The sequence below is a fragment of the Enterobacter sp. 198 genome (assembly GCF_009025585.1).
Taxonomy (GTDB): Bacteria; Pseudomonadota; Gammaproteobacteria; order Enterobacterales; family Enterobacteriaceae; genus Enterobacter; species Enterobacter ludwigii.
The window spans coordinates 663137-677503 of the sequence record NZ_WCIM01000030.1; the positions used below are offsets into that span (position 1 = coordinate 663137).

Here is a 14367-nt window from a genome sequence, read left to right on the forward strand (position 1 = left end):
CGTATTCTCCTTCACACTTTGGCGACAATCGGGCGGCCAAGCAGACCCTGAGGACGAAAAATCAGGATCAAGACCAGCAAGCCAAACGAGAACACATCTTTATAATCTGAGTTCACCATGCCGGAAAATTGCGCCTCGGCGACGCCCAGAATCAACCCGCCGAGCATCGCACCGGGCAGGGAGCCAATCCCGCCGAGCACCGCTGCGGTAAACGCCTTGATGCCAATGACAAATCCGACGTAGAAATCGAAGGTGCCGTAATTCATGGTGATGAGCACACCCGCCAGACCGGCCATCGCCGCGCCAATCACAAAGACCAGCGAAATGATTCTGTCGGTGTTAATGCCCAGAATGGAGGCCATTTTGCGGTCCTGCTGCACCGCACGGCACATCCGCCCAAGCCGGGTATTGTTGATTATCCATGTCAGCAACAGCATGCCGGCGAACGAGGCAACCAGAATAAACACTTTGGTGTAGGTTATCTGAACGAATCCCTCACCAATATGCAGGCGAAGTACGCCATCCAGCATCGTGGGCACCCCTTGCTGACGTGGCCCCTGGCTCAGCTGCGCGTAGTTTTGCAAAATCAGAGACATCCCGATGGCGGAGATAAGCGGTGCCAGACGGGTAGAGTTGCGTAGCGGCTTATAGGCAATGCGCTCGATAGTCCAGCCGTAAACACCGGTCACCACAATCGTGAAGATCAGCGTACCGAGGATAAGCAACGGGAACGACTGCAGGCCGAAGAAGGAGAGCAGCGCCAGGCCAATGGCGCAGAGGTAGGCGGAGATCATATACACTTCGCCGTGGGCGAAATTAATCATACCAATGATGCCATACACCATGGTGTAGCCGATGGCGATTAATCCATAGACGGAGCCCAGCGTTAAGCCATTTATTAACTGTTGCAGGAAGAATGTACTCATCATAGCGCGCTCGTTATTTTAAGCTGCGCGGCACGCGCAGCCTGATGTTTATTACGCGCCGACAGGCGAACCTGCCGGCGTTGAGCGTGACTCCGTCCCGTTACTGAACTTCCTTATATTTTCCGTTATCGTCCCACTGATACACCACGTAGTCAGACACTTTCAGATCGCCTTTGCTGTCCCAGGCTTTTTTGCCCATAACCGTGTCGACGGCATTGGCTTTCAGCCATTCGCTGGCTTTGGCCGAGTCTTTACCGCCCGTGGCCTTGAAGGCCGCAGCAATGGCCTGAACGGAGGCATAAGAGTAGAGGGTGTAACCTTCAGGCTCGAATTTACCGGCGCGGAATTTCTCAATGACCGCTTTCCCATCCGGGATCAGCCGCGGGTCCTTACCAAAGGTCATATAAATCCCCTTGGTATATTGTGGCCCACCCGCCGCGGTCACCATCTCTTCGTTGACGATACAGTCGCCGGAGAAGAATTTCGCCTGTACGCCCTGTTCACGCATCTGGCGAACCAGCGGGCCGGCTTCAGGGTGACAACCGCCGAAGAACACCACATCCGGCTTTTGCGCGCCGATTTTTGTCACCAGCGCGTTAAAGTCTTTCTCACCACGGGATAAGCCCTCATACATCACATCCTGAACCCCGCGCTTCGCCAGCGCAGCTTTGGTGGCGTCTGCCAGCCCCTGACCGTAGGTGTCTTTGTCATGGATGATGACCACACGTTTGGCTTTCAGCTTATCGATAATGAAATCGCTGGCGACCTGGCCCTGCTGGTCATCGCGACCACACATGCGGAACATATCGGTCATGCCTCGTTCGGTAATGAGCGGGTTGGTGGAGCCGGGGGTAATGGCAAGGATCCCCGCGTCGCTGTACACCTCGGAGGCAGGCATTGTGGAAGAGGAGCAGAAATGGCCGACCACCGCGTTGACTTTATCCTGGTCGACCAGGCGGTTGGCGACGGCCACGGCTTGTTTCGGCTCGCAGGCATCATCCCCCTGAACCAGCTTAATCTTCTCGCCGTTAATGCCGCCTGCGGCGTTAATGTCTTCAGCGGCCTGCGTTGCACCGTGCCAGTACTGATCGCCATAGGTGGCGTTTGGGCCGGTAAACGGCCCGGCCACACCAATGACAATATCTGCATGCGCAGAAAATGCCGTCACCAGACAACCGGCCAGCACGAGAGAAAGGGGAGTTCTGATAAATTTCAGCGACATTATTATGTTCCTTAGCAAAGAGGTTTTTGCACCACGGCGTAAACCCGGACGCCGACGGCGCAGCCAATCCAAAAACACGAGCAAGAACAAAATGCACTAAACGAACAAGATCCAGACAACGCCTGCGTAATACGGCGAGGTTTCCCTGCGCAGGTTCGCGCGAAGAACATTAAGCAAAATCGTTGCCAGAATGGTTAACCCATTGAGCGGGTTGTGACATGTTTGAGTATAGAGTGCGGTGATATGGCACCTTGTGGGACGCGATGAAATTACAGCGGAGATCACATATCGTTAACAACAAAGCCCATAAGTTGTGCAATGGTCACGATTTGCACGTTTTTGCAGCAATAAAGACCTAAACTTCAGATAGGAAAGCCGTGAGATATGTGTCAGGATCTTTTCCTTTTTTATCAGGAGTGTCAGCGATGACTGAAGGCCCATTGAATGAAAGCGAAATGGCGTGGCTGGAAGAGACATTAATGTCTTACGGTCATGACGATGCGTCCGTGATTGACGTGTCTGAACTGGACGGCATGCTTACCGCAGTCCTTTCCGGCCCTGTTGTCGTTGAGCCAGATACCTGGCTGGTGGCCGTGTGGGGTGGCGAGAAATACATTCCGCGCTGGAAAAACGATCGTGAAATGCACCGTTTTATCGATCTCTGCTTTAAGCATATGAACGACATTGCTGAGCGCCTGAGCGAATACCCGGATCAGTTTGAGCCGATGTTTGGTTACAACGATGTCGACGGCGAGAGCTATACCGTTGTTGAAGAGTGGTGTTATGGCTATATGCGCGGTGTGGCGCTGACGGACTGGTCAGCCTTACCGGAAGCGCTGAAGGCCGATCTTGATGCGATTGCGCTGCACGGTACAGACGAGAACAGCGAGAAGCTGGATGAGCTGAGCGAAGACGAATATAAAGCCAGCATTGAGAGCATTCAGCCTGCGGCACTGCGTTTGTACAATTACTGGGTGGACAACCCACAGCAGCCAGAAGCAAAAAAACCGATTGTTAACGGCACAAAGGTCGGGCGTAACGATCCGTGTCCGTGCGGCAGCGGGAAGAAGTTTAAGAGCTGCTGTTTGCACTAATAAAAAGGGGCTGATTTCAGCCCCTTTTTTGTTAACCCACTTCCGGTAGCATCCCTGCGGCGATCAAGCACTGCACCAGAATAATCATCACTCCGCAGGCAAACACCATGCACAGCAGCGGTTTGCCGCCCATGACGCGGTACCCTTGCTGAGGATGCTGCTGGCGGCTCTTCCAGGCCAGCAGGGAAGGGAGCAGCAGGGCCAGCACGGATAACGCCACACCTGCATACCCCAGCGCCATCACGAACCCACGCGGGTAAAACAGCGCGAACGCCAGAGGAGGCAGGAAGGTGACTGCCCCTGTCTGTAAGCGTCCTGCGGCAGTATTACGACGCTGGAACAGATCGGCCAGGTAATCAAACAGGCCGAGCGCCACGCCCAGGAATGAGGTGGCCAGCGCCAGGTCGGCAAACAGATGGACCGCCAGCTCAACGTGCGGGGAGGTGACAACCTCGCGCAGTGCCAGCAGAAAACCGTTCAGGCCAGCGTGTTCCGCCATCAGCCCTGTAAAGGTCGACGCGTCAATGCTCCCCAGCGTCACCAGTTGCCAGAAAATATAGGCAATCAGCGGGATGGCGCTCCCCACCATAAAGACGCGGCGTAGCTTGCGGATATCGCCGTTCATATAGCTCACGATGCTGGGCACGCTACCGTGGAAGCCAAACGAAGTGAAAATAACCGGGATCGCGGACAGCGCCAGCCCTTTTTCCAGCGGCAGCGTCAGCAGATTAACCTTGTGAACATGCGGTGCCAGCAGAACCAGCATCACAATCAGGAACAGTATTTTGGCGCTGAACAGAAAACGGTTAAACAGATCGACCAGCGAAGTCCCCACACAGACCACCCCCCCGCCAATAAGCGCAAAGAAGATAACGCCCGTTGAAGGCGTGATGTCAGCGTCGAACCAGTCGTTAACGCTGGAGGCGATTAACTCGCCGGCGCCGCTGATATAGGCCGCGGTCAGGGCGTACATCAGGAACATCATGCTAAAGCCGGTTATCCACTGGCCATAGCGTCCCAGGTAGCGTGCCGCAAGAGAACCCAGGCCGGTATCCGCGGGCACATGCTGATAAACCTCAAGCAACAGCAGGGCGGTGTAGCACATCAACGCCCAGAGTGTGCCAAGGAGCAGCAGTGTCACTCCAAATCCAACGCCTGCGGCAGCCAGAGGCATCGCCAGCATTCCTGCGCCAATCGTCGTTCCGGCGACGATAAAAATACTTCCCAGGGTTCTGTTTTTCACGCATTCCTCTACAACGATTCGTAATCGCGACAAATTCTGCGGCGCAGAGTAAGGGAAAAGCCCCGCTTCGTCAAATGACCGTTACAGTTGGTGTAATGAATTATTTACGATATTTTTCGACTTTAAGTAATTTACCCGCACCTGCCCCTTTGGGAGGGGATACCTACTTCGTAAGGGCACTATTTTTGCCGAAAAATCAGGCGTAATTTAAACAATAACTATAAGTTTTCAAATAAAGTGAGGGCAGATGGCGGGAAATAATCCCTTTACCGCGGCGTGGAGCCGGGGCGGTAATTTACTGTGCCATGGTCACTGGATAATCAGCTGGCAGAACCAGGCCCTGCAGCTTCCTGAATCGCGTCGTGAAAAGGATATGGGCACCTGGGCCATTTATTCGATCATCGATCCTGAGGACGACACCTTTGCGCAGGGGCTAAAAGAAGATGAGTGGATCATCGAAAACGTAGACTGGCTGACAGATGTTTTTTTTGATGCCGGTATTCCGCTGGAGACGGCTAACTACCGGTATTTTTACCAGGCGGTCAATGCGCAGGACTGGCGGTGTACAAGCTGTGCGGGGTGTATGTAAATCTGTGCGCGAAGAATAAAAAGTGCGGCGCTGAAAACAGCACCGCAGCAATATTATTTCTGTGTATCGAGGGTAGAAAGTTCTTTATCGATAAAGTAAAGACCTTCGCCTGTTTTCCCCACCAGAGACAATTTATCCAGCACGGATTTAAACAGTTTCTCTTCTTCGTGTTGCTCTGCCACGTACCACTGCAGGAAATTAAAGGTCGGATAATCCTGGCCGATCATTGCCGCATGAACCAGTTCGTTAATTTTTTGCGTAATCAGCTGCTCGTGCTCATAGGTCGCACGGAACAGCTCATCAAGCGAATTATACTCGGCAAACGGGGACGCAACGTTATCGATGCGCGGCAGGCTGCCCGTGTCAGTCAGATAATCAAACAGACGCTGCATGTGGGTCATCTCTTCCTGCGCGTGGCGGCGCAGGAAGGCGGCAGCGCCTTCAAAACTGTGGTAGCTGCACCAGGCGCTCATCTGCTGGTAGAGAAGGGATGAAAAAAGCTCAAGGTTCATTTGCGCATTGAGCTTGTCGATCATTTCAGTTTTCAGCATGGTGACGCTCCGGGTTATTAATTCTGGTTCACAATGAGCGACACTATAATTTGTTATTTAATTATTTGCAAAACGTAAAATAATTATTTCTTTATTTAAAATACGAATGGGAATAAAACGCATTGCCGATTTATATTTTATTAATGAGAATTGTTTTTGTTCGTAATGAAATACACTGCCAGTCAATACTGGCAGCACAGATTAATACCACGGGTTATTTGCCTTAGGGTTTACGGCAAAGCCCATGCATTTATACTGGATCGTCACGCTCTCATTGAGACACAGAGAGCCGCTGGTCAGGGTGCAGGTTTTAATGGGCTGGCCATAGGCAGAGGCGGTGGCATACCCCATGCTCTGACACGCTTTAGCTGCGGTGCCGTTATTAACATACTCATCGGAATAGGCGTTTTGCAGCATTGCTTGCCCGTAGTCGAGGCGGACGATGCCATTTGGCGCGTCCAGGGTGCTGACCTCAGCCTGGCGATTAATGTTACAGCCCGCCAGCAGCAGGATCGTACCGGCGACGAAGACTCTTTTCATGGTTCGCTCTGAGTGAGTGGAAATACGTTATCGTACCTGCAGATGTGAGTCGCAATGCGAGGAATAGCCGGGCAATCTGCGCTTTCTCTTTGCGACGGGCCGTTTAGTCGGCCAGGCTGTCAAAAATGGTTTTAAACTTAAGATGATGCAGGCGAAACAGCGCAATAAGCTGCGGGTCAAAATGGCGGCCGTCACCCTCCAGAATGATTTTGCAAGCTTGCTCGTGTGTGAATCCCGGCTTATAGACCCGCTTTTGCCGCAGGGCATCATACACATCGGCCAGCGCCAGAATGCGGGCTTCCAGCGGAATCTGTTCTCCCCGCAGCCCCTGCGGATATCCGCTGCCATCCCATTTTTCATGATGGAAATGGATAATATTCTCCGCAACTGCGCCCAGCTCTAAGCCCTGAATAATCCGCCACCCTTTCACGGTATGAAGTTTCATCTCGGCAAACTCGTCCTGGGTCAGCGGGCCTTGCTTACGCAGAATACGCTCCGGCACGGCAATTTTTCCGACATCGTGAAGTGAGGCAAAATGTTCTATCTCACGGGTCTTTTTGCGCGAAAGCCCCAGCTCACGCGCCATCAAGCCGCAATATCGGGCGACGCGCTGAATATGGCTGCCGGTCTCGTCATCGTGCGCGCGGTTTACCTTCTCCAGCGCCTGCACCATATTGCGGTTAACCATCCGGTTCTGGCGTAAATGGCGACGCATCATGATCAGCATACCGATGCTGAACAGGGCCACGATCAGCAAAATCACGCTGATAATCTTCAGCGTGTTTTTAGAAAAATCGGGTAAGTAACTCTGCTCATCCTGACGTTCTATTTGCGTGCGGTATTCTGACAGGCGATGAACCTGAGTCAGCAGATGAAAGAGCGGATGCTGCGGATCCACCCACGGGCCAATAATAAACTCAGAGCGGGTGACCCCCGCGACTTTCAGCACCCCGCGAAACAACTCGTTGCCGCGAAGCGTGGACTCCAGCGAACTGAGGTCGCCCAGAATATAGTCAATCTCATCGTTCTCAATCGCGTCGATAAGACCGTCAATGGTTGGCCGGGTCACGATAATCACATCGCTGCCAAAACGCTGGCGTAAATAGGCTGCGGCAAACGAACCGTCGAGTACGCCGACGCGCTGGCTGCGAATACTCTCTTCGTTCCACAAGAAGGGCTGACTGCTGCGATTGTAATAGGCGTTGTGCCAGGCGATGTCGGGGCCGATACGGCCCTGTGCATGCGCACTGTCGCTTCGATCAACGATATCAATCAATCGAACCGCCCACTGCTGTCGCGGAAGACTCGAATAGTGATCGATAAAATTGACATCAACCTTCATGCCCAGTAAATCGCGCATGTCGTTAATCATATCAATGGCTGTGCCGTGGTAGCCCTTGCTGTCCCGCCAGATAAGCGGGGCAAAATTCTCGTTTTTGGGCAGGTTGATCTGCAGGCGATTATGCGCGATCCAGGTTCGCTCCTCCTCTGACAGGGTGATACGGCTTAGCAGGTAATTGCGCTTGCTCTCCTCCAGCATCGTGTTGATTTCGCCGTTGCGATACCAGGTGCCAATCAGCGCATTGATTTTATCCCGCAGGGGAAGCAGGTCAGGACTGAAGGCGAGGACGACAGGAATGCGTAGCTCAGGAAAGGGCCGGGAGACCAGATAATAGCGCTGGGTATTCTCCATCTCCGGAGCGTCATTAATATAGAAATCAGCCTGGTTGTCGCTCAGTAAGCGAAAAGCCTCGTCGCTGGTGGCGACGAGGCGCAGAGAACGAAATTTAAGGTCGGGATAACGTTGTTGCACACTGTCGAGCGTCGCGTCATCTTTACGGAACAGCACCCGGGCATGGCTGAGCTGTTCGGCAGTTGTCACCGTCATCGATGGACTGGCGGCCACCACGTCGTTATCAAACAAACGTGCTGAGAGAATTTTGGTTCTGGCTCGCTTCTCCGTGCGCAATACCCCGGCATACACGCCATACTCATTTTGTGCAAAACGCTGGCTAATATCGGCACCGGAGAGCGGCCGCAGCTGCAGCTGCGTACCCGCCTGTTTATTGATGGCCTTAATCAGTTCAGGATAAAAACCCTGCCACTCTCCTTGCGGTGTGCGCCAGGATTCGAAGTTGTTAGCATCAAAGATCCAGACCGGTACAGGCTCTTCTGCCCGGGCAGGGGGGCAAGCAAGCAACAGACCCGTCAACGCGAGTAGAAAGAGGGAGCGAAGCATCCGGCAGCGCTGATTCACAGGTCAACCCCATACGATTTTAGCGTGTACTTTTGCAGTCTAGCTAACGGGCTGAAGCGGCAACAGGTTTGCTTTAACTTTTTAATGCACGTTTGGCGTACGGTCTCATTCTCGCTAAATTGTGAACCCGTCTTTGTTTTTTAAAACAACCTTTCATTTAATTTGAAAGGTTGTTTGTTTGATAGTAGGGTGAACAGGTAAAGGTATCCATAGCGGGATCTCCCGCCACGCATTCAGGAGAGATGAAATGAAAATTGCACTGATGATGGAAAACAGCCAGGCCGCGAAAAACCCGGTGATACTGAAAGAGTTGAAAACGGTAGCCGATGAAAAAGGGTTCCCGGTTTATAACGTGGGCATGAGCGACGAGAATGACCATCACCTGACCTATATCCATCTGGGGATTATGGCGAGCATTTTACTGAATGCGAAAGCCGTTGATTTTGTTGTGACCGGCTGCGGTACGGGGCAGGGAGCATTGATGTCGCTGAACATCCACCCGGGTGTTATCTGCGGCTATTGCATTGATCCTGCGGATGCGTTCCTGTTTGCTCAGATCAACAACGGTAACGCGCTCTCCCTGCCGTTTGCCAAAGGCTTCGGTTGGGGGGCTGAACTGAACGTTCGGTTTATCTTTGAAAAAGCGTTCACGGGTCGAAACGGTGAAGGTTATCCGCCCGAGCGCAAAGAGCCGCAGGTGCGTAACGCCGGTATTCTGAACCAGGTTAAAGCGGCGGTCGTGAAAGAGAACTATCTGGATACGCTGCGCGCAATCGATCCCGAGCTGGTGAAGACGGCCGTTTCGGGTCAGCGTTTCCAGCAGTGCTTCTTTGAGAATTGCCAGGACAAAGAGATCGAAGCTTTTGTTCGCGGGATCGTAGGCTGACGCTTTCAGGTGCCGTGAGCCCCACTTTTCAGGTTTGGCAGGAAGCATGAAATTGTGATTTGCGTCACAAAAATATTGATTTTTGTGACGATGGTCATATTATAAGCACATTGACGATAAAGTTGTATAACAAGTTAATGGAGCTACCTGATGAAACTTCGCAAGATCCTGAAAAGTATGTGGGCTAACTACTGCAACACTTTCAAAGACGTGCCACCGGGCGCAATGTTCTGATGAAAAAAACCTGCTTCGGCGGGTTTTTTTGTGCCCGTAAGCGACGAGAGGGAGATGAATGGGCCTTCGTTTTGTTACTATGGCGGCCTTTAAATAAGGAGAAAGCCCCATGTCACAAAACCTGAGCGCCGATCAGGAGCTGGTGTCTGACGTTGTCGCCTGTCAGTTAGTTATCAAACAAATCCTTGATGTCCTGGACGTTATTGCGCCGGTTGAAGTGCGCGAGAAGATGTCCACGCAGCTGAAAAATATCGATTTCAACAGCCATCCCGCTGCGGCTGACCCGGTCACGCTTCGCGCTATTCAGAAAGCCATCGCGCTGATTGAACTGCGATTCACGCCGCAGGGCGAGTCTCACTAAAGCCCGCCTGACGCTAAAAAGGGCGACCGTTTGTCGCCCTTCGCTCACCTTAAAAGAACGTCTGTACCAGTAAATAGCTCGCCGCACACGCGCAGCTTACGCCAATTAATCCCGGCAGAATAAAGCTGTGGTTAATGATAAATTTGCCGATGCGGGTTGTGCCCGAACGGTCAAAGCCGATGCAGGCTAAATCGCTTGGGTAGGTCGGCAGGACAAAATAGCCGTAAGAGGCGGGGAAAAAGGCGATCAGCATTTTCGGGTCGATTCCCAGCATCAGTCCCATAGGCGCAACGGCCGTCAGGGCTGCCGCCTGGCTGTTCACCAGCTTTGATACCAGGAACAGCACAATCGCGTAGGTCCACGGATGGCTTTTCACCACGCCTTCCAGCGCCAGCTTTAACTCATCAAGATGCGCCTGGAAAAAGGTATCGCTCATCCACGCCACCCCGAACACCGAGAAGATCGCGACCATACCCGCCTTAAACACCGCGCCGTTAGAAATGGCAGACGCATTGACCTTGCAGGCCATCAGCATTACGGCACCGGCAATTAACATCATCATCTGGATGACAAGGTTCATCGACAACGCCGTCATTTTTCCTTTTATCTCAAATGCAGGGCGCAGGTCAGGGAATGCCCCCAGCAGGACAACCACGGCAATGCCGGCGAAGAAAATCCACGTGGACCAGTAGGCCTGCTTTGGAAAACGTTGATTCATTAACGTTTCCGTCCCGCCGTAGATGAATTCACGCTGCTTCGGATCTTTGAGCTTTTCCTGAAACTCCTTATCGTCCGCTAACGCTTTCCCACGACGCAAACTCCACAGCGCAGCAATCGCCACACCGAACAGTGAGGCAGGAACCGAGACGGCGAGAATTTCCAGTATTCCCCACGCGTGGCCGAGCTCATGCTGCGCGCCCAGAATGGAGACCAGTGACACAACGGCCACGGAGACCGGCGAGGCCGTAATTGCCATCTGCGATGCCACTGATGCCACGGCCATTGGGCGTTCCGGGCGGATCCCTTTTTTCAGGGCGATATCCGCAATGATGGGAAACATGGTGTACACCACGTGTCCGGTCCCGCAGAGAAAGGTCAGCATCCAGGTGGTAAAAGGGGCGAGAAGCGTGATGTGTTGAGGATGTTTGCGCAGCAGGCGCTCAGCAAATTGCATCATGACGTTCAGGCCGCCTGCGGTCTGAAGCGTTGCGGCACACCCAATGACGGCGAGAATGGTCAGCATCACGTCAACCGGCGGTTTGCCGGGTTGCAGACCAAAGACAAAACATAAAATAAAAAGGCCAATACCGCTTATCAACCCAAGCCCCATGCCGCCGAAACGCGTACCTGTCAGCAGGCAGAGGAGGATGACAATAAACTCAATGGTGATCATGATGCTCCCTCGTCAATGATAATGTAATTAAATAAATCATTACATGTTGTGTGGTTAATCATTGAGAGCGAGATCTGATTTGTTAAATCTTAGCAAAAGCAGAAGGTTGGCGACGAGAGGGGGAACCTGCTCCCGGTAGGCCGAAAAGCGCGCCTGGCAGGGAGCAGGAAAAATGATCAGTGGTGCTGTACCGTCACAAGGTCAAGCAGATGACGGTCGGTTTGTTCCGGACATAAACCCGCCTGCTGCGCGTTATGGATTTCGTCCGCCAGCGTTTTAAGCAGCATGCCGTCCTGCTGTTGCGCTTTATCCATATCGCGTAAGAATTTAAGGGTTTTGGTGTCGTGTTGTGCTCTGGCTTCATCGGCCAGCTTGTTAAGCGTGCTGCAACGCTGTTCGTACTGTTCCAGCGTTTTCTCAAACAATTCTTCCAGAGAAGAGTAGTTATCGTCGATCGTATCAAGCGCTTTTACGGTTGGGTTTGCCCCTGCGGCTTTCATGAAGTTAAAAACACGCATCATATGGGTGACGTTGCTTTGCGCCTGGCTGCGAAAAAAAGTGGCGGAGCCATTGAGACTGTTTTCGGAACACCACGAGCTGATATGCAGGTGCAGATTCGAGGCATAGAACTCGAGGTTCAACTGGGCATTGAGTTTTTGCATCATCGTTTGGGTAGTCATACTCATATCCTTATTGACTGTGGGACGTGATGTCCGCGGCTAACCTGACCCGGCAGGCACATCTAATGGAATGCAGAAATGGCATTTCTGCGGCGACAAAAGTCGATCGAATATTCACTTCCTGTGTTCGATATAAATAAGCATACCCTTGTATTCTGTCTAAGAAAACTCTTAATTAGGCTGTGTTTACCATACATTACAAAATTTAATATAGTACAGAAATGAAAACAGGCGGATATAAATTAACACATTAATAACTGATTGATTTTTATTTGTTTGTGTATTGTTTGCCTCGTTTTTTCAAGAGTGAAAATATTAAGGCAACAGAATCTTCTGTGACGATGTGAAAAACAGATCAATCAATCAGGATATATTTTGAGGAATAAAATTGCGCTAAATCAATTTATCGCCAAAAGGCGAGTGTGTGATCGCTGTGCAAGATTGTTCTTAATGATTATGTAAAAATGAAACACTGTTTTATCTTGTTTCAATCATTGAGGTCTATGATGGCAAAGGTTGCGGTGCTGTTGGCACCCGGTTTTGAGGAAGCAGAGGCGATTATCACCATTGATATTTTGCGCCGGCTGAACATCGACGTGGAAACTCTGGCCTGCGCGCAGTCGCGTGCAGTGATCAGTTACCATAACATTCCCATGGTGGCAGACAGCATCTTATCAGAACGCAGCGATTCGCTTTACGATGCGATTGTTCTACCCGGGGGACCGCAGGGCAGCGCAAATCTGGCCGCGGATCCGCAGGTTATCCGTTTTATTTCTGCACATGACGCGCGCGGAAAACTGATTTGCCCTATTTGTTCAGCAGCGGCGCGCGTGCTGGGGGGAAATGGGCTGCTTCGGGGGCGTCGCTACGTCTGCTCCGGGGATTTATGGGAGACGGTAAAAGACGGTGAATATGTGGATGCACCGGTCGTCCAGGATAAAAACCTGCTCAGCGGCAAAGGTCTTGGTCATGCTTTTGACTTTGCGCTGGCCCTGGCTGCTCGACTGTTGGGTGACGAAACGCCCGTTCGCGATCACGCTGACCACATCTATTACGCCTGGTAAATTTCCCGCCGGATGCTAGAGCGTCCGGCGCTCAGGGACTTCTTAGCTGATCTTATGGATAATTCTGCTTAACCCCGTTTCATTTGTCCGACAATTCCTGCCGTTTTTATGTCATTTTCCGCTGAATTTATGTACGCAATTACTGTAATTCTGCGGTGTGATGGCGCTCTCTTATGGATGATTAATTTCCCGCTAAAACTATCACCAGCAATAACGCTTATGACGAGGTAAGCGCTAATGCCTTGTTTTAAGTCCGATTAAATAAGAAGCACGCAAATATTCCCTACAGAAAAGAATGCTAAAGCTGGAGTTTACCATGCACAAATTTACTAAAGCGCTGGCGGCCGTTGGTCTGGCTGCTGTTATGTCACAATCCGCTATCGCAGAGAATTTAAAACTCGGTTTTTTGGTAAAACAGCCAGAAGAGCCGTGGTTCCAGACTGAGTGGAAATTCGCCGATAAAGCCGGAAAAGATTTAGGTTTTGACGTCATTAAAATCGCCGTGCCTGACGGTGAAAAAACCCTGAACGCCATCGACAGCCTGGCGGCCAGCGGTGCGAAAGGTTTCGTTATCTGTACACCCGATCCAAAACTGGGGTCGGCAATTGCGGCTAAAGCGCGCGGTTACGACATGAAGGTTATTGCCGTTGACGATCAGTTCGTCAATGCCAAAGGCAAGCCAATGGACACCGTGCCGCTGGTAATGATGGCCGCGACCAAAATTGGTGAGCGCCAGGGTCAGGAACTCTATAAAGAGATGCAAAAGCGCGGCTGGGATGTAAAAGAGACGGGCGTCATGGCCATCACGGCTGATGAGCTGGATACTGCACGTCGTCGTACTACCGGTTCCATGGACGCTCTGAAAGCCGCCGGCTTCCCGGAAAAACAGATCTATAAAGTGCCTACCAAATCCAACGATATCCCCGGCGCGTTCGACGCCGCGAACTCAATGCTGGTTCAACACCCGGAAGTTAAACACTGGCTGGTGGTCGGTATGAACGACAACACCGTGCTGGGTGGCGTGCGTGCGACAGAAGGTCAGGGCTTTAAAGCTCCGGATGTTATCGGTATCGGCATCAACGGCGTTGACGCCGTCAGCGAACTGTCCAAAGCGCAGGCGACCGGCTTCTATGGCTCTCTGCTGCCAAGCCCGGACGTACACGGCTACAAATCCAGTGAAATGCTTTACAACTGGGTGACCAAAGGGGCTGAACCGCCGAAATTTACTGAAGTGACCGACGTGGTGCTGATTACCCGCGACAACTTCAAAGAGGAACTGGCGAAAAAAGGATTGGGCGGTAAGTAATACGCTGTGATTGCGCCCCTC

At 52.0% G+C, this 14367-nt stretch carries 15 protein-coding genes; 7 read left to right on the top strand and 8 right to left on the bottom strand.

Annotation, left to right across the window (positions count from 1 at the left end; genetic code table 11):
- Positions 1 to 11: 11 nt before the first annotated feature.
- Both F8561_RS21445 and F8561_RS21450 read right to left on the bottom strand, forming a co-directional pair.
- A complete protein-coding gene (locus F8561_RS21445) occupies positions 12 to 926 on the bottom strand; it encodes an ABC transporter permease subunit (protein ID WP_025203827.1) in 915 nt (304 codons plus the stop codon).
- Between the two features lie 100 nt (positions 927 to 1026).
- Positions 1027 to 2148, bottom strand: a complete 1122-nt coding sequence (locus tag F8561_RS21450; protein WP_020883361.1) for a branched-chain amino acid ABC transporter substrate-binding protein — start codon at positions 2146 to 2148, stop codon at positions 1027 to 1029.
- A gap of 425 nt (positions 2149 to 2573) precedes the next feature.
- On the opposite strand from F8561_RS21450, the gene F8561_RS21455 reads away from it, so the two are divergent.
- Entirely contained in the window at positions 2574 to 3242 is a 669-nt protein-coding gene (locus tag F8561_RS21455; protein WP_020883362.1) for a YecA family protein, read from the top strand.
- A 31-nt stretch (positions 3243 to 3273) separates the two neighbouring features.
- Here the strand turns inward: F8561_RS21455 and tyrP are convergent, their stop codons facing one another.
- Positions 3274 to 4485, bottom strand: coding sequence for a tyrosine transporter TyrP (gene tyrP, locus F8561_RS21460; protein WP_151712426.1), 1212 nt, complete (start codon positions 4483 to 4485; stop codon positions 3274 to 3276).
- A 247-nt stretch (positions 4486 to 4732) separates the two neighbouring features.
- Here tyrP and F8561_RS21465 point away from each other — a divergent pair, with 247 nt between their 5' ends.
- On the top strand, positions 4733 to 5074 hold the full coding sequence (locus F8561_RS21465; RefSeq protein WP_032678445.1) for a hypothetical protein: 342 nt from the start codon (positions 4733 to 4735) through the stop codon (positions 5072 to 5074).
- A gap of 53 nt (positions 5075 to 5127) precedes the next feature.
- On the opposite strand, the gene ftnA is transcribed toward F8561_RS21465, so the two are convergent.
- From ftnA to F8561_RS21480, 3 genes are all read right to left on the bottom strand, one after another.
- Positions 5128 to 5625: a non-heme ferritin gene (ftnA, locus tag F8561_RS21470; protein WP_014170693.1), complete on the bottom strand. Its 498-nt coding sequence runs from the start codon at positions 5623 to 5625 to the stop codon at positions 5128 to 5130.
- A gap of 201 nt (positions 5626 to 5826) precedes the next feature.
- On the bottom strand, positions 5827 to 6165 hold the full coding sequence (gene yecR, locus F8561_RS21475; protein ID WP_020883365.1) for a YecR family lipoprotein: 339 nt from the start codon (positions 6163 to 6165) through the stop codon (positions 5827 to 5829).
- A gap of 103 nt (positions 6166 to 6268) precedes the next feature.
- Positions 6269 to 8422: an HD domain-containing phosphohydrolase gene (locus F8561_RS21480; protein ID WP_226778098.1), complete on the bottom strand. Its 2154-nt coding sequence runs from the start codon at positions 8420 to 8422 to the stop codon at positions 6269 to 6271.
- A 247-nt stretch (positions 8423 to 8669) separates the two neighbouring features.
- Here F8561_RS21480 and F8561_RS21485 point away from each other — a divergent pair, with 247 nt between their 5' ends.
- From F8561_RS21485 to F8561_RS21495, 3 genes are all read left to right on the top strand, one after another.
- Entirely contained in the window at positions 8670 to 9308 is a 639-nt protein-coding gene (locus F8561_RS21485; protein WP_020883367.1) for an RpiB/LacA/LacB family sugar-phosphate isomerase, read from the top strand.
- A 150-nt stretch (positions 9309 to 9458) separates the two neighbouring features.
- The gene (gene azuC, locus F8561_RS21490) at positions 9459 to 9542 is read left to right on the top strand and encodes a stress response protein AzuC (protein WP_014832437.1); all 84 of its coding nucleotides are present in this window, start codon (positions 9459 to 9461) and stop codon (positions 9540 to 9542) included.
- 109 nt (positions 9543 to 9651) lie between these two features.
- A complete protein-coding gene (locus F8561_RS21495; RefSeq protein WP_014170688.1) occupies positions 9652 to 9903 on the top strand; it encodes a DUF2766 family protein in 252 nt (83 codons plus the stop codon).
- A 49-nt stretch (positions 9904 to 9952) separates the two neighbouring features.
- Here F8561_RS21495 and F8561_RS21500 read toward each other — a convergent pair whose 3' ends face one another.
- Both F8561_RS21500 and F8561_RS21505 read right to left on the bottom strand, forming a co-directional pair.
- Positions 9953 to 11296, bottom strand: a complete 1344-nt coding sequence (locus tag F8561_RS21500; RefSeq protein WP_151887925.1) for an anaerobic C4-dicarboxylate transporter — start codon at positions 11294 to 11296, stop codon at positions 9953 to 9955.
- Between the two features lie 176 nt (positions 11297 to 11472).
- A complete protein-coding gene (locus F8561_RS21505) occupies positions 11473 to 11976 on the bottom strand; it encodes a non-heme ferritin-like protein (RefSeq protein ID WP_020883369.1) in 504 nt (167 codons plus the stop codon).
- Between the two features lie 506 nt (positions 11977 to 12482).
- Between F8561_RS21505 and F8561_RS21510 the strand changes: the two genes are divergently transcribed.
- A complete protein-coding gene (locus tag F8561_RS21510; protein ID WP_059305592.1) occupies positions 12483 to 13040 on the top strand; it encodes a DJ-1 family glyoxalase III in 558 nt (185 codons plus the stop codon).
- A 316-nt stretch (positions 13041 to 13356) separates the two neighbouring features.
- The gene (gene araF / locus F8561_RS21515) at positions 13357 to 14346 is read left to right on the top strand and encodes an arabinose ABC transporter substrate-binding protein AraF (RefSeq protein WP_020883371.1); all 990 of its coding nucleotides are present in this window, start codon (positions 13357 to 13359) and stop codon (positions 14344 to 14346) included.
- The last annotated feature ends 21 nt before the right edge of the window (positions 14347 to 14367 follow it).

What these genes read in the sequence shown, in the direction of transcription:
- F8561_RS21445 (WP_025203827.1), bottom strand. Translation starts at nt 926, where the DNA reads ATGAGTACATTCTTCCTGCAACAGTTAATAAATGGCTTAACGCTGGGC.
- F8561_RS21450 (WP_020883361.1), bottom strand. Translation starts at nt 2,148, where the DNA reads ATGTCGCTGAAATTTATCAGAACTCCCCTTTCTCTCGTGCTGGCCGGT.
- F8561_RS21455 (WP_020883362.1), top strand. Translation starts at nt 2,574, where the DNA reads ATGACTGAAGGCCCATTGAATGAAAGCGAAATGGCGTGGCTGGAAGAG.
- F8561_RS21465 (WP_032678445.1), top strand. Translation starts at nt 4,733, where the DNA reads ATGGCGGGAAATAATCCCTTTACCGCGGCGTGGAGCCGGGGCGGTAAT.
- ftnA (WP_014170693.1), bottom strand. Translation starts at nt 5,625, where the DNA reads ATGCTGAAAACTGAAATGATCGACAAGCTCAATGCGCAAATGAACCTT.
- yecR (WP_020883365.1), bottom strand. Translation starts at nt 6,165, where the DNA reads ATGAAAAGAGTCTTCGTCGCCGGTACGATCCTGCTGCTGGCGGGCTGT.
- F8561_RS21485 (WP_020883367.1), top strand. Translation starts at nt 8,670, where the DNA reads ATGAAAATTGCACTGATGATGGAAAACAGCCAGGCCGCGAAAAACCCG.
- azuC (WP_014832437.1), top strand. Translation starts at nt 9,459, where the DNA reads ATGAAACTTCGCAAGATCCTGAAAAGTATGTGGGCTAACTACTGCAAC.
- F8561_RS21495 (WP_014170688.1), top strand. Translation starts at nt 9,652, where the DNA reads ATGTCACAAAACCTGAGCGCCGATCAGGAGCTGGTGTCTGACGTTGTC.
- F8561_RS21500 (WP_151887925.1), bottom strand. Translation starts at nt 11,296, where the DNA reads ATGATCACCATTGAGTTTATTGTCATCCTCCTCTGCCTGCTGACAGGT.
- F8561_RS21505 (WP_020883369.1), bottom strand. Translation starts at nt 11,976, where the DNA reads ATGACTACCCAAACGATGATGCAAAAACTCAATGCCCAGTTGAACCTC.
- F8561_RS21510 (WP_059305592.1), top strand. Translation starts at nt 12,483, where the DNA reads ATGGCAAAGGTTGCGGTGCTGTTGGCACCCGGTTTTGAGGAAGCAGAG.
- araF (WP_020883371.1), top strand. Translation starts at nt 13,357, where the DNA reads ATGCACAAATTTACTAAAGCGCTGGCGGCCGTTGGTCTGGCTGCTGTT.